The sequence below is a fragment of the Pseudomonas azerbaijanoccidentalis genome, assembly GCF_019145495.1.
In the GTDB taxonomy this organism is placed as follows: Bacteria; Pseudomonadota; Gammaproteobacteria; order Pseudomonadales; family Pseudomonadaceae; genus Aquipseudomonas; species Aquipseudomonas azerbaijanoccidentalis.
The window spans coordinates 681,774-704,856 of sequence record NZ_JAHSTU010000004.1 but is presented as its reverse complement, the minus strand read 5'-3'; the positions used below and the strand labels follow the sequence as shown (position 1 = coordinate 704,856).

General features: G+C 60.0%; 22 protein-coding genes. 10 read left to right on the top strand and 12 right to left on the bottom strand.

All coding sequences use genetic code 11. The annotated features are described in order from the left end of the window. Positions 1-2 precede the first annotated feature (2 nt). The 3 genes from KVG88_RS17395 to KVG88_RS17385 are packed head-to-tail and all read left to right on the top strand — an operon-like array spanning position 3 to position 2,595. On the top strand, positions 3-1,076 hold the full coding sequence (locus KVG88_RS17395; RefSeq protein ID WP_150704185.1) for a COX15/CtaA family protein: 1,074 nt from the start codon (positions 3-5) through the stop codon (positions 1,074-1,076). Beyond that, positions 1,064-1,963, top strand: a complete 900-nt coding sequence (gene cyoE / locus KVG88_RS17390) for a heme o synthase (RefSeq protein WP_217872113.1) — start codon at positions 1,064-1,066, stop codon at positions 1,961-1,963. The genes KVG88_RS17395 and cyoE overlap by 13 nt, the downstream gene beginning before the upstream one ends. Further along, positions 1,960-2,595 (top strand): SCO family protein, encoded by a 636-nt coding sequence (locus KVG88_RS17385; protein WP_150704183.1) that lies wholly within the window; start codon positions 1,960-1,962, stop codon positions 2,593-2,595. The genes cyoE and KVG88_RS17385 overlap by 4 nt, the downstream gene beginning before the upstream one ends. Positions 2,596-2,780: 185 nt before the next feature. Here KVG88_RS17385 and KVG88_RS17380 read toward each other — a convergent pair whose 3' ends face one another. The 3 genes from KVG88_RS17380 to KVG88_RS17370 form a co-directional block, all read right to left on the bottom strand. Further along, positions 2,781-3,056, bottom strand: a complete 276-nt coding sequence (locus tag KVG88_RS17380; protein ID WP_003213368.1) for an HU family DNA-binding protein — start codon at positions 3,054-3,056, stop codon at positions 2,781-2,783. Positions 3,057-3,250: 194 nt separating this feature from the next. Beyond that, positions 3,251-4,399, bottom strand: a complete 1,149-nt coding sequence (locus tag KVG88_RS17375; protein WP_150704182.1) for an NAD(P)/FAD-dependent oxidoreductase — start codon at positions 4,397-4,399, stop codon at positions 3,251-3,253. 19 nt (positions 4,400-4,418) lie between these two features. Further along, complete coding sequence (locus KVG88_RS17370; RefSeq protein WP_007954349.1) at positions 4,419-4,586, bottom strand: rubredoxin; 168 nt, start codon at positions 4,584-4,586, stop codon at positions 4,419-4,421. 199 nt (positions 4,587-4,785) lie between these two features. Between KVG88_RS17370 and KVG88_RS17365 the strand changes: the two genes are divergently transcribed. Both KVG88_RS17365 and ubiA read left to right on the top strand, forming a co-directional pair. Beyond that, complete coding sequence (locus KVG88_RS17365; RefSeq protein WP_150704181.1) at positions 4,786-5,337, top strand: chorismate--pyruvate lyase family protein; 552 nt, start codon at positions 4,786-4,788, stop codon at positions 5,335-5,337. Further along, positions 5,337-6,227 carry a 4-hydroxybenzoate octaprenyltransferase gene (gene ubiA / locus KVG88_RS17360; protein WP_217872112.1) on the top strand — a complete coding sequence of 297 codons (891 nt, stop codon included), beginning with the start codon at positions 5,337-5,339 and terminating at the stop codon, positions 6,225-6,227. The genes KVG88_RS17365 and ubiA overlap by 1 nt, the downstream gene beginning before the upstream one ends. Before the next feature lie 96 nt (positions 6,228-6,323). Here the strand turns inward: ubiA and KVG88_RS17355 are convergent, their stop codons facing one another. After that, entirely contained in the window at positions 6,324-6,710 is a 387-nt protein-coding gene (locus tag KVG88_RS17355) for a COG4315 family predicted lipoprotein (protein ID WP_150704179.1), read from the bottom strand. 152 nt (positions 6,711-6,862) lie between these two features. On the opposite strand from KVG88_RS17355, the gene phoB reads away from it, so the two are divergent. The 3 genes from phoB (at position 6,863) to KVG88_RS17340 (ending at position 10,451) form a co-directional block, all read left to right on the top strand. Beyond that, positions 6,863-7,552 carry a phosphate regulon transcriptional regulator PhoB gene (gene phoB / locus KVG88_RS17350; protein WP_034149326.1) on the top strand — a complete coding sequence of 230 codons (690 nt, stop codon included), beginning with the start codon at positions 6,863-6,865 and terminating at the stop codon, positions 7,550-7,552. A gap of 148 nt (positions 7,553-7,700) precedes the next feature. Next, a complete protein-coding gene (gene phoR, locus KVG88_RS17345) occupies positions 7,701-8,987 on the top strand; it encodes a phosphate regulon sensor histidine kinase PhoR (RefSeq protein WP_248693257.1) in 1,287 nt (428 codons plus the stop codon). Between the two features lie 123 nt (positions 8,988-9,110). Continuing rightward, a complete protein-coding gene (locus KVG88_RS17340; RefSeq protein ID WP_150704177.1) occupies positions 9,111-10,451 on the top strand; it encodes a hemolysin family protein in 1,341 nt (446 codons plus the stop codon). A gap of 114 nt (positions 10,452-10,565) precedes the next feature. On the opposite strand, the gene KVG88_RS17335 is transcribed toward KVG88_RS17340, so the two are convergent. From KVG88_RS17335 to KVG88_RS17300, 8 genes are all read right to left on the bottom strand, one after another. Next, on the bottom strand, positions 10,566-11,465 hold the full coding sequence (locus tag KVG88_RS17335) for a peptidoglycan DD-metalloendopeptidase family protein (protein ID WP_217872111.1): 900 nt from the start codon (positions 11,463-11,465) through the stop codon (positions 10,566-10,568). A 207-nt stretch (positions 11,466-11,672) separates the two neighbouring features. Further along, positions 11,673-12,584 (bottom strand): response regulator, encoded by a 912-nt coding sequence (locus KVG88_RS17330; RefSeq protein ID WP_150704175.1) that lies wholly within the window; start codon positions 12,582-12,584, stop codon positions 11,673-11,675. Positions 12,585-12,752: 168 nt separating this feature from the next. Further along, a complete protein-coding gene (phoU, locus tag KVG88_RS17325) occupies positions 12,753-13,514 on the bottom strand; it encodes a phosphate signaling complex protein PhoU (protein WP_008064514.1) in 762 nt (253 codons plus the stop codon). Positions 13,515-13,635: 121 nt separating this feature from the next. Then, complete coding sequence (gene pstB, locus KVG88_RS17320; protein ID WP_008064516.1) at positions 13,636-14,469, bottom strand: phosphate ABC transporter ATP-binding protein PstB; 834 nt, start codon at positions 14,467-14,469, stop codon at positions 13,636-13,638. 142 nt (positions 14,470-14,611) lie between these two features. Beyond that, a complete protein-coding gene (pstA, locus tag KVG88_RS17315) occupies positions 14,612-16,282 on the bottom strand; it encodes a phosphate ABC transporter permease PstA (protein WP_150704174.1) in 1,671 nt (556 codons plus the stop codon). A 15-nt stretch (positions 16,283-16,297) separates the two neighbouring features. Next, complete coding sequence (locus KVG88_RS17310; RefSeq protein ID WP_217872137.1) at positions 16,298-18,331, bottom strand: ABC transporter permease subunit; 2,034 nt, start codon at positions 18,329-18,331, stop codon at positions 16,298-16,300. Between the two features lie 478 nt (positions 18,332-18,809). After that, a complete protein-coding gene (locus KVG88_RS17305; protein ID WP_150704172.1) occupies positions 18,810-19,811 on the bottom strand; it encodes a phosphate ABC transporter substrate-binding protein PstS in 1,002 nt (333 codons plus the stop codon). A 231-nt stretch (positions 19,812-20,042) separates the two neighbouring features. Then, positions 20,043-21,341: an MFS transporter gene (locus tag KVG88_RS17300; protein ID WP_150704171.1), complete on the bottom strand. Its 1,299-nt coding sequence runs from the start codon at positions 21,339-21,341 to the stop codon at positions 20,043-20,045. A gap of 361 nt (positions 21,342-21,702) precedes the next feature. On the opposite strand from KVG88_RS17300, the gene KVG88_RS17295 reads away from it, so the two are divergent. Next, on the top strand, positions 21,703-22,107 hold the full coding sequence (locus KVG88_RS17295) for an acyl-CoA thioesterase (protein WP_007896491.1): 405 nt from the start codon (positions 21,703-21,705) through the stop codon (positions 22,105-22,107). 72 nt (positions 22,108-22,179) lie between these two features. Next, complete coding sequence (locus KVG88_RS17290) at positions 22,180-23,079, top strand: D-hexose-6-phosphate mutarotase (RefSeq protein WP_217872110.1); 900 nt, start codon at positions 22,180-22,182, stop codon at positions 23,077-23,079. Positions 23,080-23,083: the final 4 nt, after the last annotated feature.

Below are 23,083 nucleotides of genomic sequence, written 5' to 3'. Positions count from 1 at the left end.
TCATGGCCAAACCTGGATTTCGCCTCGCGCTGTTTGCCACCCTGCTGGCACTGATTGTGGTGTTGCTCGGCGCCTATACCCGCCTGACCCACGCCGGCCTCGGTTGCCCGGACTGGCCGGGCTGCTACGGCTTCATCAGCGTGCCGAAAAGCGAAGCCCAATTGGCCCATGCCGAACTGCATTTTCCGGACACCCCGGTCGAAGCCCACAAGGGCTGGAACGAGATGATCCATCGCTACTTTGCCGGTACGCTGGGGCTGTTGATTGTGGCTCTGGCTGCTCGCGCATGGACGCATCGCCGGCATCCGGGGCAACCGGTGAAGTTGCCGTTGTTCCTGCTGGCGGTGGTGTTCGCGCAAGCCGCGTTCGGTATGTGGACGGTGACACTCAAGCTCTGGCCGCAAGTGGTGACCGGGCATTTGCTCGGCGGTTTTGCCACGTTGAGCCTGTTGTTCCTGCTGACCCTGCGCTTGTCCGGCGTCCTTCCGGCATTGACGGTGCCACGCCGTTTGCAACACTGGGCGACGGCTGGGCTGCTGTTGGTGATCGGGCAAATCGCCCTCGGTGGCTGGGTCAGTTCCAACTACGCTGCCGTGGCCTGCATCGACTTTCCGACCTGCCACGGTCAATGGCTGCCTCCAGCCGATTTCGCCAACGGTTTTCACCTGACCCAGCACATCGGCCCGAACTACCTGGGCGGGCAACTGGACAGCGATGCGCGCACGGCGATTCACCTGACGCACCGCATCGGCGCGTTGCTGGTGACGCTGGTTCTGCTTGGGCTGGCCTGGCAGCTGAAAGCCGTAGGTATGACGCGTCTGGCGGGCCTTGTGTTGGTCGCCCTCGCGGCACAAATCACGCTGGGCATCAGCAACGTGCTGTTCCATCTGCCGCTGCCGGTGGCCGTTGCACACAACGCCGGAGGGGCGGCGCTGCTGCTGACCATGGTGCTGGTCAATTATCACGCGCGAACCAGCCTGGTTCGGGTCAAGCAACCTTCGCGCTGGCGCTTCAGCCCGCGTAAACATTCAGCCGGGCCGATAACAATAAAAGGAGAAATGCCATGGCGATTCTGATTGGCGAGCGTCACAGCCAGGCGATCTGGCGTGACTATCTGGAGCTGACCAAACCGAAAGTGGTGGTGTTGATGCTCATCACCTCGCTGGTCGGGATGTTCCTCGCCACTCGCGCCGGGGTGCCGTGGACCGTGCTGGTGTTTGGCAATCTGGGGATCGCCTTGTGTGCGGGCGGTGCAGCGGCGGTCAACCATGTGGTGGACCGGCGGATCGATGCAGTCATGGCACGGACCCACAAACGCCCTTTGGCCGAAGGTCGTGTTTCACCGACCGCTGCGCTGACGTTTGCATTGGTACTGGCGGTGCTCGGCCAAGCCCTGCTGCTGGCCTTCACCAATCCACTGACGGCGTGGCTGACCCTCGCCTCCTTGCTCGGCTATGCGGTGGTCTACACCGGTTTTCTCAAACGCGCGACGCCGCAGAACATCGTCATCGGTGGCCTGGCCGGCGCCGCCCCGCCGCTGCTCGGCTGGACCGCCGCCACCGGTCACGTCAGCGCCGAACCGCTGCTGTTGGTACTGATTATCTTCGCCTGGACCCCGCCACATTTCTGGGCGCTGGCCATCCACCGCAAAGAGGAATACGCCAAGGCCGACATTCCGATGTTGCCGGTGACCCATGGCGAGCATTACACCAAGGTGCATATCCTGCTTTACACCTTCGCCCTGTTGGCCGTCAGTCTGATGCCGTACGTGATTCACATGAGCGGCCTGCTGTACCTGACCTGCGCCGTCGTACTGGGCGCAAGGTTCCTGCAATGGGCCGTGGTGCTGTACCGTGGCACTCGGCCGCACGCGGCGATCAACACGTTCAAGTACTCTATCTACTACTTGTTCCTGCTGTTTATCGCGCTGCTCGTAGACCACTACTTATTGTTGAACCTATGACTCGAACCCAGAAAACCGTCTTCATCCTTGTTGCCCTGATCGCGCTGGTCCTGGGCCTGACCATCAACAAAGTGCTCTCCGGCAAAGGCCAGGGCGATCCGACGGCACTGATCGACGCAGGCATCATTCTGCTGCCGCAAAGCCGCACCCTGCCGAGCGTGACGATGACTGATCAGGACGGCAAACCGGTTGAGATCAATGAGCTCAAAGGCAAGTGGTCGCTGCTGTTCTTCGGCTACACCTTCTGCCCGGACATCTGCCCGACCACCCTTGCCCAGCTGCGTCAGATCAAAAGCGAACTGCCTCCCGAGGCGGTGGACAAGTTGCAGATCGTGCTGGTCAGCGTCGACCCGAATCGCGATACGCCAAAACAGCTCAAGCAGTATCTGGGTTACTTCGATCCACAGTTCATCGGCCTGACGCCGAACTCGGTGGAAGAACTGCAAAAAGTCGCCAACGCGGTAAGCATTCCGTTTATTCCGGCGGATACCAGCAAGCCGAACTACACCGTCGACCACAGCGGCAACCTGGCGGTGATCGGGCCGGACGGAACACAGCGCGGGTTTATTCGTGCACCGTTGAATAATGTGAAGCTGGTGGCGCAGTTGCCGGTGATGTTGAACCGCAAGTAGCAGCAACACCAAACCCTGCTCGCGATAGCGGGCTGACATTCAGCATTAGATGTCGGCCGTGATGGCCTCATCGCGAGCAGGCTCGCTCCCACAGGGACACAGTGTTTTCAGGCATAAAAAATGGGCACCCAACCTGGTTGGCGTGCCCATTTTTCTATACCGCAACCCGCTTGGCGGGATGGGAATTACGGATTGACGCTGTCTTTCAACGATTTGCCTGGCTTGAATGCGACGGTGTTGCTGGCCTTGATTTTGACGGGCTCACCGGTTTGCGGGTTTTTGCCGGTGCGGGCGCCGCGGTGGCGTTGCAGGAAGGTGCCGAAGCCTACCAGCGTGACGCTGTCTTTGCGGTGCAGGGCGCCGGTGATTTCTTCGAGTACGGCGTTGAGAACGCGGTTGGCCTGCTCTTTGGTGAGGTCTGCTTTTTCAGCAATTGCTGCAGCGAGTTCTGGTTTACGCATATTAGTGAAGCCCCTTTGACGGTTTTTTGTTGTTATGTCCGTGCTGCTCTCTGTGGAGCAGCGCCCAAAGCGCCGCAGGTGCTCTACTCTGCGGCAGACGGGAGTGAGGATGGCACGCAGAGAGGAGCCGCGCCAGTGTCGACGCGGCCAATGTAAGGGCAAAAGGGGGGTGATTCCGACAGAACGACCGGTATTTACGCCAGCAGTGCTGGAAGCTCTTTGTTCAGGGCCAATTTTTCCATCACCGCCGCGCCTGTCAGGGCATAACCGAGCAGTTTGCCGCTGGCATCACGACATAACACCTTGATGTCACCCCCCTGCCCTTCAACCGTCCAGACACCCTCCAGACCCCGTGGCGGCGGGGACACTACCAACGGGCATACCGGGGTTTTAACGGTGATGGGCATCGGGCCGTAGGTGACCGCTGTGGGGTTGCCGGCGAGGGTTTGTGCCAGCGCTCTCGCACAACTCATCAGGGGCATTACGTACAACAGATTCAGCCCATCGACCTCAGCGCAGTCGCCCAGCGCGTAGATGTTGGCGTGAGAGGTTTTCAGGTGACGGTCGACCATCACCCCCCGATTGATCTGTAAGCCGGCTGCGGCCGCCAGATCGATGCGTGGGCGCAGGCCGATGGCCGAGACCACTACGTCGCACGCAATGACCTGGCCATCGGACAGATGAGCTTCCAGGCCATCAGCAACCCGCTGCAGGCGCGTCAGCACCGGACCGAGGTGGAAACGTGCACCGAGGCTTTCCAGCCCGGCCTGAACCGCCGCGGCCGCCGCCGGGTGCAACAGCGTCGGCATGACCTGCTCGCACGGTGCAACCAGCTGCACCTCATAACCGCCCAGGCTCAGGTCGTTGGCGAACTCGCAGCCGATCAGGCCGGCGCCGAGCAGCAGCACCCGACGCTTGCCGGCCGCCGCCGCACGAAAGCGTGCGTAGTCTTCCAGGTCATTGATGGGGAACACGCAATCCGCCGCGTCGCCCTCGATGGGCACGCGCACGGTTTCGGCTCCCCAGGCCAGGATCAGGTCGCGATAGATCACCGCTTCCTCGCCGATCCACAGGCGCTTGTGGCCAGGGTCGATGCCGCTGATGCGCGTGTGAGTGCGCACTTCGGCCTTCAACTGCTCGGCCATGGCGCCGGGCTCGGCCATGCTCAGGCCGTCGGCGTCCTTGTTTTTGCCGAAACCGGTCGAGAGCATCGGCTTTGAGTAGGAACGCCCATCATCGGCGGTAATCAGCAGCAGCGGGGTTTCGCCATCGAGTTTGCGAAACTCCCGGGCCAGGTTGTAGCCAGCCAGGCCGGTACCGATGATCACGACAGGTGCGTTCATTCCTTACTCCTCTAATGTCTTAGTTGATTTCGATCATTTCGAAATCCATCTTGCCGACGCCGCAATCCGGGCACAGCCAGTCTTCCGGCACGTCTTGCCACAGGGTGCCCGGCGCAATGCCGTCATCCGGCCAGCCGTCGGCTTCGTTGTAGATCAGGCCGCAGACCACACATTGCCACTTTTTCATTCAGGTACTTCCTCAGTTCAGGCGTTTTGCCGGCACGAACGGTCGATGATTGCAGCGCTGCCGTCCGGCTCAGGGCGTTTTGTACTGATGGGGCCGCGCAGATGCAAGCCTGTTCGGCGCAACGGGCGGCTGGATCACTCAAATTTATCAGCTGACATGTTAAGCTCGCCGCCTCCTTTGCTGCCAATAATGACGTACTGTGCCGCACTCAAAATCCCCGTTCTGGGTTCCCAGAAGCCAACTCGCCCCCCTCCCCGACGCCTCTATCCTCGACTGGCTGTTCGACGAAGGATCGCTGACCCGACGGCTGACCCGACTATCGAAAGACGGCTTCAGCGTCACGCCGCTGTTCGAAGGCTGGCAGACCTTGCGCGCCGATGAATGCACCGCGCTGGACCTGGCCGAGGGCAGCGAGGGCTGGGTGCGCGAGGTGTATTTGCGCGGGCACGGCCAAGCCTGGGTGTTTGCCCGCAGCGTTGCGTCACGCAGTGCGTTGCAGGGTGACGGTTTGCACATGGACGAATTGGGTAGCCGTTCCCTGGGCGAACTGCTGTTTTGCGACCACGCGTTCCAGCGCCGCGCCATCGAGGTTTGCCACTATCCTCAAGACTGGCTGCCGACTGACGTTCAGGCGCCTGGGCTGTGGGGCCGCCGTTCACGCTTCGACCGCGGCACCTTGAGCGTTCTGGTGGCCGAGATTTTCCTGCCGACCCTGTGGAGCGCCGCCCGCGCCCATCCGGAGAACTGCTGATGTACCAGAGCCTGCTCAAGTCCCTGAACCGCTTGAACCCCCGGGCCTGGGATTTCATTCAGCTGACGCGCATGGACAAGCCGATCGGCATTTACCTGCTGCTGTGGCCGACGCTGTGGGCGCTGTGGATTGCCGGCAAAGGCTCGCCATCACTGGCCAACATCGTGATTTTCGTCCTCGGCGTGGTGTTGACCCGCGCCGGTGGCTGTGTGATCAACGATTGGGCCGACCGTAAGGTCGATGGTCACGTCAAACGCACCGCGCAACGTCCGTTGGCCAGCGGCAAGATCAGCTCGAAAGAGGCGCTGGTGTTTTTTGCGCTGCTGATGGGCGTGAGTTTTCTGCTGGTGCTGTGCACCAATGCGCCGACGATCTGGTTGTCATTGGGAGGACTGGCACTGGCCTTCACCTACCCGTTCATGAAGCGCTACACCTATTACCCGCAAGTGGTGCTGGGCGCGGCGTTTTCGTGGGGGATGCCGATGGCGTTCACCGCCGAAACCGGTGAACTGCCCGCGGCGGCGTGGCTGCTCTGGATCGCCAACCTGCTGTGGACGGTGGGCTACGACACTTACTACGCGATGACCGACCGCGATGACGACTTGAAGATCGGCGTGAAATCGACGGCCATCCTGTTTGGCGAAGCGGACCGGGTAATCATTCTGACCCTGCAAGGCCTGGCGCTGTGTTGTCTGTTGCTGGCGGGGTCGAAATTCGAGCTCGGTGGCTGGTTCCACCTCGGGTTGGCGGTGGCGGCAGGCTGCTTTGCCTGGGAGTTCTGGTACACCCGCGGCAAGGATCGCATGCGCTGCTTCCAGGCGTTTTTGCATAATCACTGGGCTGGATTGGCGATTTTTGTCGGGATCGTGCTGGATTACGCGTTGCGTTGAGACTTTGAAAAGATCGCAGCCTTCGGCAGCTCCTACATTGGAATGGCGTACGCCCTGTAGGGGCTGCCGAAGGCTGCGATCTTTTTAGCAAATTGCCTATTTTTGCGACTCGTGGACCACGTGCCAGACGTCTTTCATCTTGTCGCCGGTCATGTCTCCAGGTTTTGTGTCTTTCACAAACGTATACAGCGGCTTGCCGTCGTAGGCGTACTGCATCTTGCCGTCGTCACGCTTGATCACGCTCCACTTGCCTTCGGCCGTAGCGCCCGCCGGCGCCATCATCGGTGGCCAATTCTTGGCGCAATCGTCGTTGCACATCGACTTGCCGCCAGAGTCCTTGTCGAACGTGTACAGGGTCATCCCTTTGTGGTCGACCATCATGCCGTCTTTCATCATCGCCGGGTCGGCGGCAAAGGCCAGAGTTGGCAGCGTTAGCGCAGCCGTGACCAGCAAAGCCTTCCAGGATTGAGCAAGGTGATTCATGGAAACCTTCCTTTTGTGGTTGTCAGGATTCGGACTTAGAGCTTAGCCCAGGATCGTGGCAATCGCCGGTCGACTAAAATACTGTCACACGACTGCAATAATTCCGTTATCTAATGCGGCGCAAGACAGTTAAATGACAAGAGGATTAAGGCATGGTTGGCAGGAGCATTCTGATCGTCGACGACGAAGCGCCCATTCGCGAAATGATCGCCGTTGCGTTGGAAATGGCCGGCTATGACTGCCTGGAGGCGGAGAACTCCCAGCAGGCGCATGCCATTATCGTTGACCGCAAGCCGGACCTCATCCTGCTCGACTGGATGCTGCCCGGCACGTCCGGTATCGAGCTGGCCCGCCGCCTCAAGCGCGATGAGCTGACCGGGGACATCCCGATCATCATGCTGACCGCCAAGGGCGAAGAGGACAACAAGATCCAGGGCCTGGAAGTCGGCGCCGACGATTACATCACCAAGCCGTTTTCCCCTCGTGAACTGGTGGCGCGCCTCAAAGCCGTGCTGCGCCGTGCCGGGCCAACCGATGGCGAAGCGCCGATTGAAGTCGGCGGCCTGCTGCTCGACCCGATCGGCCACCGCGTGACCATCGACGGCAAGCCTGCGGAAATGGGCCCGACCGAATACCGTCTGCTGCAATTCTTCATGACCCACCAGGAACGCGCCTACACCCGTGGCCAGTTGCTGGATCAGGTCTGGGGCGGCAACGTCTACGTTGAGGAACGTACGGTCGACGTACACATCCGTCGCCTGCGCAAAGCCCTCGGCGATGCTTACGAAAATCTGGTACAAACCGTGCGCGGCACCGGTTACCGCTTTTCTACCAAAGCTTGACGGCAGCTATGAGCTTCAAGCTTCAAGCGGCAAGCTAAAAGCCACGCTGCTTCAAACTTGTAGCTTGGGGCTTGAAGCTGGAAGCTGCTTTTCTTTCAAGGACGCGCGTCACGTGAACCAAAACTGGCATGGCACCCTGATTCGCCACATGCTGCTGCTGGTCACCGCCTGCCTGGTGATCGGCCTGATCACCGGCTATTACGGCTGGAGCCTCGCCGCAGGCCTGGGTATTTACCTGGCCTGGACCCTCAAGCAACTGCTGCGCCTGCACGAGTGGCTGCGCCTGCACAAACCCGATGAAGCACCGCCCGATGGCTATGGCTTGTGGGGCGAGGTGTTCGACAGCATCTACCACCTGCAACGCCGCGATCAGCGAGTACGTGGACGCTTGCAAGCGGTGATCGACCGGGTCCAGGAATCCACCGCCGCACTCAAAGACGCGGTGATCATGCTCGACACCGACGGCAACCTGGAATGGTGGAACCGCGCCGCAGAAACCCTGCTGGGCCTCAAGACCCCGCAGGACAGTGGCCAGCCAGTGACCAACCTGGTGCGCCATCCACGGTTCAAGGAATACTTCGAGCAGGACAGCTACGCCGAGCCGCTGGAAATCCCTTCGCCGACCAACGACCGCGTACGCATTCAGCTGTACATCACCCGCTACGGCAACAACGAACACCTGATGCTGGTGCGCGACGTCACCCGCATCCATCAACTGGAACAGATGCGCAAAGACTTCATCGCCAACGTGTCGCACGAACTGCGCACGCCGCTGACGGTGATCTGCGGCTACCTGGAAACCCTGCTCGACAATGTCGAGGAAGTGAACCCGCGCTGGACCCGTGCCCTGCAGCAGATGCAGCAGCAAGGCGGGCGCATGCAGACCTTGCTCAACGACCTACTGCTGTTGGCCAAGCTGGAAGCCACCGACTACCCGTCGGACAACCAGCCCGTGCCTATCGACGGTTTACTGCAATCGATCAAAAGCGATGCGCAGCAACTGTCCGGCCAGAAAAACCAGCGCATCACCCTCGAAGCTGACCCGACCATCCTGCTCAAGGGCAGCGAAGCGGAATTACGCAGCGCGTTTTCCAATCTGGTGTTCAACGCCGTGAAGTACACCCCGGCCGAAGGCAACATCCGCATTCGCTGGTGGGGCGACGAGCAAGGGGCGCACCTGAGCGTGCAGGACTCCGGGATTGGCATCGACAGCAAACACCTGCCGCGCCTGACCGAACGTTTCTATCGCGTCGACTCCAGCCGCAACTCCAATACCGGCGGCACCGGGCTGGGCCTGGCGATCGTCAAGCACGTGCTGCTGCGCCACCGTGCACGCATGGAAATCAGCAGCGTGCCGGGTCACGGCAGCACCTTTACCTGCCATTTCGCCCCGGCGCAGGTCAGCAAATCCAGGGTCATCAGCACCGCCGACTGATACCGGCCGGCACGCGCCACTAGGCAATCGCCAAGTCAGCCGCTACATTGGCTGACTTGCGCCTGCCTTTCAGGTGCACATTTTTCTTTCCTTTCGAATACACGGAAACCGCAAAACTCCATCATGGACCCTTCCCCTGGTTTGACCCTCGCTACAATTTTCGCCGACTTCGGCATGATTCTTTTTGCTCTGATCCTGGTTTTGCTCAACGGTTTTTTCGTTGCAGCGGAATTTGCCATGGTCAAATTGCGCTCGACCCGGGTCGAAGCCATCGCCGAGCAACACGGCTGGCGCGGCCACATCCTGCGCACCGTACACAGTCAGCTCGATGCCTATCTGTCGGCGTGCCAATTGGGTATTACCCTGGCCTCGCTGGGCCTTGGCTGGGTCGGTGAGCCGGCCTTTGCGCACATTCTTGAGCCGTTGCTGAGCGCCGTGGGCGTCGAGTCGGCCGAGATCGTCAAGGGTGTGTCGTTCTTCACCGCGTTCTTCATCATTTCGTACCTGCACATCGTGGTCGGCGAACTGGCACCCAAATCCTGGGCCATCCGCAAACCCGAGTTGTTGTCGCTATGGACCGCCGTGCCGCTGTACCTGTTCTACTGGGCCATGTACCCGGCGATTTACCTGCTCAACGCCAGCGCCAACACCATCCTGCGCATCGCAGGCCAAGGTGAGCCCGGCCCGCATCACGAGCACCATTACAGCCGCGAAGAACTGAAACTGATCCTGCACTCCAGCCGTGGCCAGGACCCGAGCGACCAAGGCATGCGCGTATTGGCCTCGGCGGTCGAGATGGGCGAACTGGAAGTGGTCGACTGGGCCAACTCCCGTGAAGACCTGGTGACCCTGGAATTCAACGCCCCGCTCAAGCAGATCCTGGCAATGTTCCGCCGCCACAAGTTCAGCCGCTACCCGGTGTACGACAGCGAGCGCCAGGAGTTCGTCGGCCTGCTGCACATCAAGGATCTGCTGCTGGAACTGGCGGCACTGGACCACATTCCCGAGTCGTTCAACCTTGCCGAACTGACCCGTCCGCTGGAGCGCGTCTCCCGGCACATGCCGCTGTCGCAGTTGCTGGAACAGTTCCGCAAGGGCGGCTCGCACTTCGCCGTGGTCGAAGAGGCCGACGGCAACATCATCGGCTACCTGACCATGGAAGACGTGCTGGAAGTGCTGGTCGGCGACATCCAGGACGAACACCGCAAGGCCGAGCGCGGGATTCTCGCGTACCAACCGGGCAAGCTGCTGGTGCGGGGCGATACGCCGCTGTTCAAGGTTGAACGCCTGCTGGGCATCGACCTCGACCACGTTGAAGCCGAAACCCTCGCCGGGCTGGTCTACGAAAGCCTGAAACGGGTGCCGGAAGAGGAAGAAGTGCTGGAAGTCGAAGGTCTGCGCATCATCATCAAGAAGATGAAAGGGCCGAAGATCGTGCTGGCCAAGGTGTTGATGCTGGATTGATGCGATTCGTTAAACCGCATTGATCCCAAAGATCGCAGCCTTCGGCAGCTCCTACAGGGTGTACACATGACCCTGTAGGAGCTGCCGAAGGCTGCGATCTTTTGCTTCAAGGCGTTATTGTTTGCCCAACGCAAAGTTGGGCAATGCATCCACCGGCTGATTGAACCGATACGGAATGGACACCAGCCCCATCCCCGTATTGCGCTGCACCACAAAGTGCAGGTGCGGCCCGGTGCTGTTGCCGGTGTTGCCCGACAGCGCCAAAGCACTGCCTACCGCCACCTTTTGCCCCTCTCGCACCCTGACCGAACCTTTCTTCAGGTGCAGGTACACGCCCATGGTTCCGTCATCGTGCAGCACCCGTACGAAATTGCCGGACGCATCAGTGCCGCGCCCACTCTGGCTGTTCTCGGTTTTCACCACCACCCCGCCACGCGCGGCAATGATCGGCGTGCCCTCTGGCATGGCAATGTCGATGGCGTAACGGCTCTTGGGGCCGAAGTGGCTGTAGGGGCCGTTGGCGCCCTGACTGATCCGGAACGGGCCACCCCGCCACGGCAACGGATACCGATAGCCCACCATGGGACCTGAGGGGTCGCCCAAGAAGTAATTGAACTTCGGAACATAGGCGAATGGCTTTCCAGCCTTGGTCGCCGTGAGCTGCGCCATGCGAACGCTGGTGCGCTGCGGGATCACCCGCCGAATGGGCTTGCCCGGGGCACCGCTGGCGTTCTTCACCCCGGCAAAACTCAACTCGACTTCGACCGGCGCATACAGGTCATTGCGCACATACACGCTATCCACGCCGTTCTTCTTCATGATGATCAGGCGTACCTGACGCTCAAGGTGTTCGACCATGCCGTCACGAAAAATAAACAGCTTGGAGTCTTTGCTGGTGGGGAAGTCGCTGTAGGAGACCACGCCATTGGCATCGGTGGACTTGTAGATCGTCGCGGCCATCGCCGAAATGGCGGCCATGCACAGACCACAAAAAAGCAGCATTCGCATGAACATGAGGATGAATTCTGTCGAGTGAAACCTGGGATTGAGCCTAGCAGCTGCAATGGACCCAGGGAGTCGACAGTTGTTTCAGAACGGGTGTTCAGGAGATGTGCGGTAGTACGGAGGGTCCCTTTGCGAAAAAGCCCGCTCCCACAAGGTTTCTAATCTACCTGTGAGAGCGGGCTTGCCCGCGATGACAATCTGCCCGACGACGTTGAATCAAGCGCCAGGAATAAAGTGCTTCTGCGCCGTGCCACGGGCAATCAGGCGGGAGATGTAGTCGAGTTTCTGCGCGTCCTGGTCGACGAAGCGGAAGGTCAGCTGCAGCCATTCGCTGTCGGGTTTCTGCTCGTGGGCAACGATCGCGTGCAGGTAGCCATTAAGGCGTGCGGTTTCGGCGTTGTCGCCCTGCTCCAGGTCGAGCACAGCACTGTCGAGGACTTGCGGCAAGGTCTCGGCGCGCTTGACCACCAACAGCGCTTCCTTGAGGCTCAAGGCCTTGATCACGCATTGCTGGATGCCGTTCGGCAAACGCAATTGACCCTGACCACGTCCTCCCCCCGCCGCCGCAGCGGCGACCGGTGCCTTGACCGGTGGGCTGTTGAGCAAACCGCGGGACGGTGCAGCGGCAGGCGCAGCAGGTGTCGCCGCCACCACGGCGGGTTTGCCGCCGGTCAAAGCGCTCAGGGAGTCGTTACCGAACGCCGGGCTGGTTTTGGTCGCCGCCACGTTGATCAAGGCGTCGAGCTTGCCGACCTTGTGCAGCGCCTGCTTGACCTTGGTCAGCAGTTGCTCGTTGGTGAACGGCTTGCTGACATAACCGGAAACCCCTGCCTGAATCGCCTGAACGACATTTTCTTTGTCGCCGCGGCTGGTCACCATGACGAACGGCATGCTCTTGAGGCTTTCTTGCTCGCGGCACCAGGTCAGCAGTTCCAGGCCAGACATCTCCGGCATCTCCCAGTCACACAGGACCAGGTCGAACGCTTCCTTGGCCAACATAGCCTGGGCCTTTCTGCCGTTGACCGCGTCTTCGATCCGCATGCCGGGGAAATAGTTGCGCAGGCACTTCTTCACCAGGTCACGAATGAACGAAGCATCGTCCACGACCAACACACTGACCTTACTCATCCAAAACCCCTTTAAAAAATCCCGGCCAGCATACCGCTTTGCTGATGGCACTTTGCCAAAAACCTTCAGTCACGCCGGACTTTTCGTTCACGGGGTGCTGCTTTTCGAATTCGTGAGCCACAAACGAAAACGCCCGGCCAAAAGGCCGGGCGCTTTACTTGGGCAACCTTACTTATCGTCAGATTTGCCCGGAACATTAGCGGTTTCGCCACTGGTTCCTTCAACTTCTTCCTTCATGCGCTTGAGGCCCAGGTGACGCACGTCGGTGCCGCGCACCAGGTAGATCACCAATTCCGAGATATTGCGCGCGTGGTCGCCGATACGCTCCAGCGAACGCAGCACCCAGATAATGCTCAAGACCCGCGAGATAGAGCGTGGGTCTTCCATCATGTAGGTCGCCAGCTCACGCAGGGCGGTTTTGTATTCGCGGTCGATGATCTTGTCGTACTGCGCCACCGACAACGCCAGGTCGGCGTCGAAACGGGCAAACGCGTCCAGCGCATCACGCACCATGTTGCGCACCTGGTCGCCGATGTGGCGAACCTCGACGTAGCCGCGCGGCGCTTCGCCTTCTTCGCACAACTGGATGGCACGACGGGCGATCTTGGTCGCTTCGTCACCGATGCGCTCCAGGTCGATCACCGATTTGGAAATGCTGATGATCAGGCGCAGGTCGGACGCTGCCGGCTGACGACGGGCCAGAATGCGCAGGCACTCTTCGTCGATGTTGCGTTCCATCTGGTTGATCTGGTCATCGATCTCGCGCACCTGCTGGGCCAGGCCGGAGTCGGCCTCGATCAGCGCGGTCACCGCGTCGTTAACCTGCTTTTCCACCAACCCGCCCATGGCCAGGAGGTGGCTGCGAACTTCCTCCAGCTCAGCGTTGAACTGCGCGGAAATGTGGTGGGTAAGGCCTTCTTTACTAATCATCTATTTCGCTCCGCGAAAGTTGCAAGCTTCAAGCTGCAAGCTTCAAGCAGTTATGTATAAGTCCTGAAATCGCACCGCTTCTATCTTGCCGCTTGAAGCTTGCGGCTTGTAGCTGCCTCAACTAGCCATAGCGACCCGTGATGTAGTCTTCGGTCTGCTTCTTCGCCGGATTGGTGAACAGGGTGTCGGTATCACCGAATTCCACCAGTTTGCCCATGTACATGAACGCCGTGTAGTCGGACACCCGCGCGGCCTGTTGCATGTTGTGGGTCACGATGACGATGGTGAATTTCGATTTCAGTTCGTAGATCAGCTCTTCGACTTTCAGCGTCGAGATCGGGTCGAGTGCCGAGCACGGTTCGTCGAGCAGCAGCACTTCAGGCTCTACGGCGATGGTACGGGCGATCACCAGACGTTGCTGTTGACCACCGGACAGGCCCAGTGCCGACTCGTGCAGACGGTCTTTGACTTCGTCCCACAGCGCCGCGCCTTTCAACGCCCACTCTACGGCTTCGTCGAGTACGCGCTTTTTGTTGATGCCCTGGATACGCAGGCCGTAGACCACGTTTTCGTAGATGGTTTTCGGGAACGGGTTCGGCTTCTGGAACACCATGCCGACGCGACGACGCAGCTCGGCCACATCTTCACCCTTACGGTAGATGTTGTTGCCATACAGGTTGATCGCGCCTTCGACACGGCAGCCGTCAACCAGGTCGTTCATGCGGTTGAAGGTACGCAGCAGCGTGGACTTGCCGCAGCCGGACGGGCCGATGAAGGCGGTCACGCGCTGTTTCGGGATATTCATGCTGACGTCGTACAGCGCTTGCTTGTCGCCGTAAAACAGGCTCAGGCCCGGCACTTCAATGGCTACGGTTTCCTGCTCAAGGCTCAGGCTCTGTTTGTCGCGGCCCAGGGCTGACATGTTAATGCCGTGGGTATGTGCTTCGTGCTGCATGGGAGGCTCCCTGTGCTAACAAATTCGGTTCGGTTTTTGTAGGAGCTAGCCTGCTGGCGATTCAGGCAACGCGGTCAATCTGTAGACCGCGTTGTTGCCATCGCCAGCAGGCTGGCTCCCACATAGAAATCAGTGCTGCAAATCAGCTATCCAGTGCTTTGTATTTTTCGCGCAGGTGGTTACGGATGTACACCGCCGACAGGTTCAATGTCGCGATCACCAGCACCAGCAGCAACGCGGTGGCGTACACCAGCGGTCGTGCGGCTTCAACGTTCGGGCTCTGGAAGCCGACGTCATAGATGTGGAAGCCCAGGTGCATGATCTTCTGGTCCAGGTGCAGGTACGGGTAGTTGCCATCCACCGGCAGCGACGGCGCCAGTTTCACCACACCCACCAGCATCAGCGGCGCCACCTCACCGGCGGCACGAGCCACGGCGAGGATCATGCCGGTCATCATCGCCGGGCTGGCCATCGGGATGACGATCTTCCACAAGGTTTCAGCCTTGGTCGCACCGAGGGCCAACGAGCCTTCACGCACGGTGCGAGGAATCCGCGCCAGGCCTTCTTCGGTGGCCACGATCACCACCGGCACCGCCAGCAGCGCCAGGGTCAGCGAGGCCCAGAGCAGACCCGGCGTACCGAAGGTCGGTGCCGGCAGTGCTTCCGGGAAGAACAAACGGTCGACCGAGCCACCGAGTACGTAAACGAAGAAGCCCAGACCGAACACGCCGTAAACGATCGCCGGAACGCCAGCGAGGTTGTTCACCGCGATACGGATGATCCGCGTCAGGGTGTTCTGCTTGGCGTACTCACGCAGGTACACCGCCGCCAGCACGCCGAACGGGGTGACGATCATCGCCATGATCAGGGTCATCATCACGGTGCCGAAGATCGCCGGGAAAATCCCGCCTTCGGTGTTCGCTTCACGCGGGTCGTCCGAGAGGAATTCCCAGATCTTGCTGAAGTAGAAGCCAACCTTGGTGAAGGTGCCCATGGCGTTCGGCTGGTAGGCGTGAACCACTTTGCCCAGGCCGATTTCGATCTCTTTGCCGTTGGCATCACGAGCGGTCAAAGCGTCGCGGTTGAACTGCGCGTGCAGATCACTCAGACGCGCTTCGATGTCCTGATAGCGGGCATTGAGTTCGGCGCGCTCGGACTCCATGTCCGCTTGCGCGGCGGCGTCGAGCTTGCCATCCAGTTCCAGCTTGCGGCTGTGTAGACGAATGCGTTCGAGACCGGCGTTGATCGCGCCGATATCAACCTTTTCCAGCGTCTTGAGTTGCGCGGCCAACTGGTTCACACGGTTGATCCGCGCTTGCAGTTCAGGCCAGGCTGCTTCGCCTTCGGCGATGACCTTGCCGTCCTGTTTGACGTTGACCAGGTAACCGTAGAAGTTGCCCCACTCGCGACGCTCCAGCGCCATCAACTCGACCGGGGTCTTCTGGTTGGTCAGCCACTCGCCGACGATCCAGGTGAAATCGTTGCCGTTCAAGTCACGGTTGCCGACCTTGATCAGCTCGCGGGTCATGAATTCCGGGCCTTCGTCAGGCACCGGCAGGCCGGCGCTCTTCAGACGCGCACGCGGCACTTCTTCCTTCTGTACGATTTCGCCGACCACCAAGTGATTGGCCTGGCCCGGCACGTTGTAGCTGGCGTGCACCAGGTCCGCCGGCCAGAAGTGACCCAGGCCGCGCACGGCAATCACTGCCAACAAGCCAATGGTCATGATGACCGCGATGGACACCGCGCCACCGCTGATCCAGACGCCGGGGGCGCCGCTCTTGAACCATCCTTTCAGGGAGTTCTGTTTCACAGACTTCTACCTTTCTTAAAGCGACGAGTATTTCTTGCGCAGACGCTGACGAATCAGTTCTGCGAGGGTGTTCATGACGAAGGTGAACAACAGCAGCACCAGCGCCGAGAGGAACAGCACGCGGTAGTGACTGCCGCCGACTTCCGACTCCGGCATTTCCACCGCGACGTTGGCAGCCAGGGTGCGCAGGCCTTCAAACAGGTTCATTTCCATGACCGGGGTGTTACCGGTGGCCATCAACACGATCATGGTTTCACCGACCGCACGGCCCATGCCGATCATCAGCGCCGAGAAAATGCCCGGGCTCGCGGTGAGGATCACCACGCGGGTCATGGTCTGCCACGGCGTGGCACCGAGGGCCAGGGAGCCCAGGGTCAGGCCGCGAGGCACGCTGAACACGGCGTCTTCGGCGATCGAGTAGATGTTCGGGATCACCGCGAAGCCCATGGCCAGACCGACCACCAGTGCGTTGCGCTGGTCGTAGGTGATGCCCAGGTCGTGGGAGATCCACATGCGCATGTCACCGCCGAAGAACCAGTTCTCCATGAACGGGCTCATGTACAGCGAGAGCCAGCCCACGAACAAAATCACTGGAATCAGCAGCGCACTTTCCCAACCATCCGGGACTTTCAGGCGGATCGATTCCGGCAGGCGACTGAAGGTGAAACCGGCGACCAGGATGCCGATCGGCAGCAGCATCAGCAGGCTGAAGATGCCCGGCAAATGCCCTTCCACATACGGCGCGAGGAACAGACCGGCGAAGAAACCGAGGATCACCGTCGGCATCGCTTCCATCAGTTCGATCACCGGCTTGACCTTGCGACGCATGCCCGGGGCCATGAAGTACGCGGTGTAGATCGCAGCGGCAACGGCCAATGGAGCGGCCAGCAGCATGGCGTAGAACGCAGCTTTCAGGGTGCCGAAGGTCAGCGGCGACAGGCTCAGTTTGGGTTCGAAGTCGGTGTTGGCGGCGGTCGATTGCCAGACGTATTTAGGCTCGTCGTAGTTCTCGTACCAGACCTTGCTCCACAACGCGCTCCACGACACTTCCGGGTGCGGGTTTTCGAGCAGCAACGGTTGCAACTTGCCACCGGCTTCCACGATCACACGGTTGGCGCGTGGCGACAGGCCGAACAGGCCCTGGCCTTCGACCACTTGGTCGACCAGCAGGGTGCGGTGCGCGGTGCTGTGGAACACGCCGAGCTTGCCGGATGCATCAAGGGCAACAAAGCCCTTGCGGCGCTCTTCGGCGGTTATTTCAACGATAGGCGTGGTGCCCATCTGGAACGTACGGATCTGCTTCAGGCGCTGTTCGCCATCCGGGTCGCGGGCCATGAACCACTGGGCCAGGCCACCTTTGGAGTCACCCAGGATCAGCGAGATACCGCCGACCAGTTGGGTGCTGGCGGTGACTTCAGCCTCGCCGTTTTCCAGCAGTTTGTAGCGACCGTTGAGGCTCTTGTCGCGCAGGCTGAACACGTCGGCCTGGGCACGACCGTTGATCACGTACAACCACTGCTGACGCGGGTCGACGAAGATGTTCTTCACCGGCTCGGTCATTTGCGGCAAGTCGATACGCTTCTGCTCGTTGGTGATCTCGCCGGTCATCATGTTTTCTTCGCTGGTCAGCGACAGAACATTGAGTTGCGAACCGGTGGAGCCGACCAGCATCAGGGTCGAATCGGTGGCGTTGAGGCTGACGTGTTCCAGCGCGCCGCCGGATTCGTTCAGCGCAATCGGGGTTTCGCCGTACGGGTATTCGATGGCTGGCGAGATGGTTTTCTTGCCGTCCGGGTAGCTGACTTTATACGTGTGACGGAACACCAGCGCCTGGCCGTTGGACAGGCCTACGGCTACCAGCGGCTGACCTGGCTGGTCTTTACCGATGGAGGTTACGGTGGTGCCGGCCGGAACAGGCAGATCGACGCGCTTGAGTTCGGCGCCACTGTCGAGATCGAAGAACAATGCCTGGCCCTTGTCGGAAACCCGCATGGCCACCTGGTTCTGCTCTTCCAGGGAGAACATCAACGGCTTGCCGGCGTCTTGCATCCAGGCCGGTGTGATCGCGTCCTTGGACGTCAGGTTAGCCCCCTGGAACAGGGGCGCAACGACGTAGGCAAGGAAGAAAAAGATCAGGGTGATGGCTGCCAGCACCGCCAGACCGCCGATGAGGACGTACCAGCGGGTGAAGCGATCTTTGAGCGCGCGAATGCGGCGCTTGCGTTGCAACTCAGGCGTATTGAAATCAATTCGCTTGGGGGGATTAGTAGTCATGTTGGAATTGGCCAGATCATTCATTCGCACACCCTAGCGATCCTGTATGACAGAAAGATGACAGTGCAGTGACGCAACAAATCCGCCGCTGGCGTTAACCAGCAGTGGATTTAGAATTTGGGGGTTGCAGGAGCTGTCGAGGGAACCGAGGCTGCGATCTTTGACCTTGCAGTTCGAAGCCAGATCAAAAGATCGCAGCCTCGTTTCACTCGACAGCTCCTACAGGTTCGGGGCGTGCCCCGGACCTAGGGTTTTACTTTTTTGCGACTTCAGCGCCGCCTTCCTGCAGACCCAGGTCAGCCAATGCTTTTGCAGCAACTTTGGCTGGCAGTGGGATGTAGCCGTCTTTCACGACAACTTCCTGGCCCTGTTTGGACAGAACCAGTTTCACGAACTCAGCTTCCAGCGGAGCCAAAGGCTTGTTCGGGGCCTTGTTGACGTAAACGTAGAGGAAGCGCGACAGCGGGTACTTGCCGTTCAGGGCGTTTTCTTCGGTGTCTTCGATGAAGTCCTGGCTGCCTTTCTTGGCCAGGGCCACAGTTTTCACGCTAGCGGTTTTGTAGCCGATGCCCGAGTAACCGATGCCGTTCAGCGAGGAGCTGATCGACTGAACGACCGAAGCCGAGCCTGGTTGTTCGTTGACGTTTGGCTTGAAGTCACCTTTGCACAGGGCTTCTTCCTTGAAATAGCCATAAGTGCCGGATACCGAGTTACGACCGAACAGTTGAACCGGCTTGTTGGCCAGGTCGCCGGTCACACCCAGGTCGCCCCAGGTTTTGACGTCGGTTTTGCCGCCGCACAGACGGGTGGACGAGAAGACCGCATCGACCTGTTCCATGGTCATGTGCTTGATCGGGTTGTCCTTGTGCACGAATACGGCCAAGGCATCCACGGCAACCGGAATAGCGGTTGGCTTGTAGCCGTATTTGGTTTCGAAGGCTTGCAGTTCGTTGTCCTTCATCTTGCGGCTCATCGGGCCCAGGTTAGCGGTGCCTTCTGTCAGCGCAGGTGGCGCGGTAGAAGAACCGGCGGCCTGAATCTGGATGTTTACGTTCGGGTATTCTTTTTTGTAGTTCTCAGCCCAGAGGGTCATGAGGTTGGCCAGGGTATCGGAACCAACGCTGGACAGGTTGCCCGACACACCAGTGGTCTTGGTGTAGCTCGGGATAGCAGGGTCAACAGCGGCAACCGCGTTGGCAGTCGCAACGCCAGCAGCGACAAAAGTCATTGCCGCCATCAAACGCTTCAGTTTCATGCCTTACTCCTAGCAGATAGGGTGTGTTAAGTCGGGGCCAAGTATCAGCAGGCCGTGTGAACACTCTATGGCTGAAATATGACAATTGGATGAAAGGCCATTATTTGGCTGTTACTGGATAATTCGCGCCCCTCATCGCCAGCAGGCTGGCTCACACAGTTGAAATGCATTCCAAATGTGGGAGCCAGCCTGCTGGCGATTGGGGAGTACAGACAGTGAAAAAAGTCGGGATTAACGACCCTTCTTCCAGAGATAAGCGCCCACCAGGATCCCGACAACACACAGCACCGCCACATAATAGGCAGGTCCCATCGGGCTTTCCTTGAGCAACAGGCTGACGATCATCGGCGTCAAACCTCCGAAAATCGCGTACGCCACGTTGTACGAGAACGACAGACCGCTGAAGCGCACCACCGGCGGAAACGCCTTGACCATCACGTACGGCACTGCACCGATCGTACCGACCAGCAGACCGGTCAGCGCGTACATCGGGAACAACCAGTCAGGATGGTCGGCCAGGCTGTGGTAGAAGGTCCAGGAACTGGCCAGCAACGCCGTGCAGCCAAAGACGAAGACACGCCCCGCTCCAAAGCGGTCCGCCAGCGCACCGGAAACGATGCAGCCAATGCTCAGGCACACGATTGCCACGCTGTTGGATTGCAGGGCCGTGGTTGGCGAAAAGTGATAGACCGTCTGCAATACGGTCGGGGTCATCAGGATCAGTACCACGATGCCCGCGGACAGCAACCAGGTCAGCAGCATCGAAATGGCAATGGCGCCACGATGATCGCGCAGCACCGCACGCAACGGCACTTCTTCGGCCAGGGCCTTGCGCTGTTGCAACTCGGCAAACACCGGGGTTTCGTGCAGCCAGCGGCGCAGGTACACCGAGAACAGGCCAAACACGCCGCCCAGCAGGAACGGAATCCGCCAGGCGTAATCCGCCACTTCCACCGGGGTGTAAACACTGTTGATTGCTGTGGCGACCAGCGAACCCAGGAGGATGCCCGCCGTCAGGCCGCTGGTCAGCGTGCCGCAGGCATAGCCGACATGCCGCTGTGGCACGTGTTCGGAAACGAAGACCCACGCCCCCGGCACTTCACCACCAATGGCCGCGCCCTGGATGACCCGCATCAGCAGCAACAGAATCGGCGCCCACATGCCGATCTGCGCGTAAGTCGGCAGCAGGCCCATGATCAGGGTCGGCACCGCCATCATGAAAATGCTCAGGGTGAACATCTTCTTGCGCCCCAGCAGGTCGCCGAAGTGCGCCATCACGATGCCGCCCAGCGGCCGTGCCAGATAGCCGGCGGCGAAGATGCCGAAGGTCTGCATCAAGCGCAGCCATTCAGGCATGTCCGCCGGGAAGAACAGCTTGCCCACTACCGTGGCGAAGAACACGAAGATGATGAAGTCGTAAAACTCCAGCGCGCCGCCCAGGGCCGACAGCGATAGCGTCTTATAGTCGTTGCGGGTGAGTGGACGTGCGGATTGGGAGGGCTGCGCGATACTCGAGGGCGCTGTGGTCATGGCAAGGGCTTCTCTTATGGTCAAGTCTGCCGCCCCAACAACGCTGGCAAGGGCTCGGGCAGGACCGGCACGATAGCAAATTGTTCGAAAAAGCACATAGAGGTGCGTAATTGACGGTCAAAATGAGAACCGGACGGTCGTCTCGGAGTCTACCGACCGATATACTCGCAACTGTGCGACGGCTTGCAAGGGTTGCTGTGCGAAAACGCCTGTCTGGCATAGGCGATTTCGCAGAGTTTCCCTTTAGGCGCCTTACGAAAAACGTGACGAACGTAGTATGTTCGGTGCTGAATCGTTTTTCCCGAAGACGGCTACCACCAGCAGCACCAACGAAGAGTCACGGGTCAGAGGCACCCCCGGCATGATAGAGCTCGAACAAGAAGATCCGATCCCGCAAGGCGACCTGGCCTTGCAAATTACCGCACTTCCCCGCGAAACCAACGGCTTTGGCGATATTTTCGGCGGCTGGCTGGTTGCGCAGATGGATTTGGCCGGCACCGCGATGGCCAGCAAGGTTGCCGGTGGCCGCGTGGCTACTGTCGCGATCGACCGCATGGCGTTTCTGGTGCCGGTGGCGGTGGGCGCGCAGCTCTCCTTCTATACCCAGGCACTGGAAATCGGCCGTAGCTCGATCCAGATGATGGTCGAAGTCTGGAGCGATGATCCGCTGTCCAGCGAATGGCGCAAAGTGACCGAAGCGGTATTCGTGTTCGTCGCCATCGATGGCAGCGGCCGTACTCGCTCGGTTCCGCCCAGAGCTCGTTAAAACCGGGAAGCGTTAAACCCGACGACCGATTCACGGTCCATTGCAGTCCTGTTACTGATCGAGAGCTGTCCCATGAGCACGCCCAACGTTGAAGCCGTAAAACTGGATGAACTGAACTGCTGGCGCATCCGCCACGGTCAGGCCGAATTACTGGTGGCCCAGCAAGGCGCGCACATCCTCAGTTATCAACTGGCGGGTCAGCCACCGCTGATCTGGCTCAACGATGAGGCTGTGTTCAAAAGCGGCAAAAGCATCCGCGCCGGTGTGCCGGTGTGCTGGCCGTGGTTCGGCAACTTCGAGCGCAACCCGCAGAGCGTCAAAGCGATGCGCGTCAGCAACGAAGCACCAACGGCTCATGGCCTGGTGCGGGCGATGGACTGGGAATTGGGCGGCATCGAAGCCGAGGGCGAAAGCCTGAAAATCGAATTCCTCCTGCCCTACCCCGAAGGTGGATTGCCGGGCTGGCCGCATCAGGTGGACTTGAAGTTGAGCATTCGTCTGGATGACCAATTGCATATTCATTTGATCAGCCACAACCGGGGCGCTGAAACCGTCACCATCAGCCAGGCATTGCACAGCTATTTCGCCGTCAGTGATGTACGCAACGTGCACGTCGAAGGCGTGGATGGCTTGAGCTACATCGAGACACTGGAAGACTGGAAAACCAAGCAACAGTCCGGTGATCTGCGTTTTAGTGGCGAAACAGACCGAATCTACCTCGACGCCCCGCCGCTGCTGAGCATCGTCGACCCGGCCTGGGAACGTCGCATCGAGTTGACCAGCGTCGGCTCGCGCACGGCAGTGATCTGGAACCCGTGGATCGATCGCGCCGCTGCGTTCAGCGACATGGCCGACGACGGCTGGCAGCGCATGCTGTGCATTGAAACGGCGAATGTGATGGGGGATGTGGTGAGCCTGGCTCCGGGTGCGAGCCACACCTTGGGCGTGAGCGTCGGTAGCAAACCGCTTTAAAATC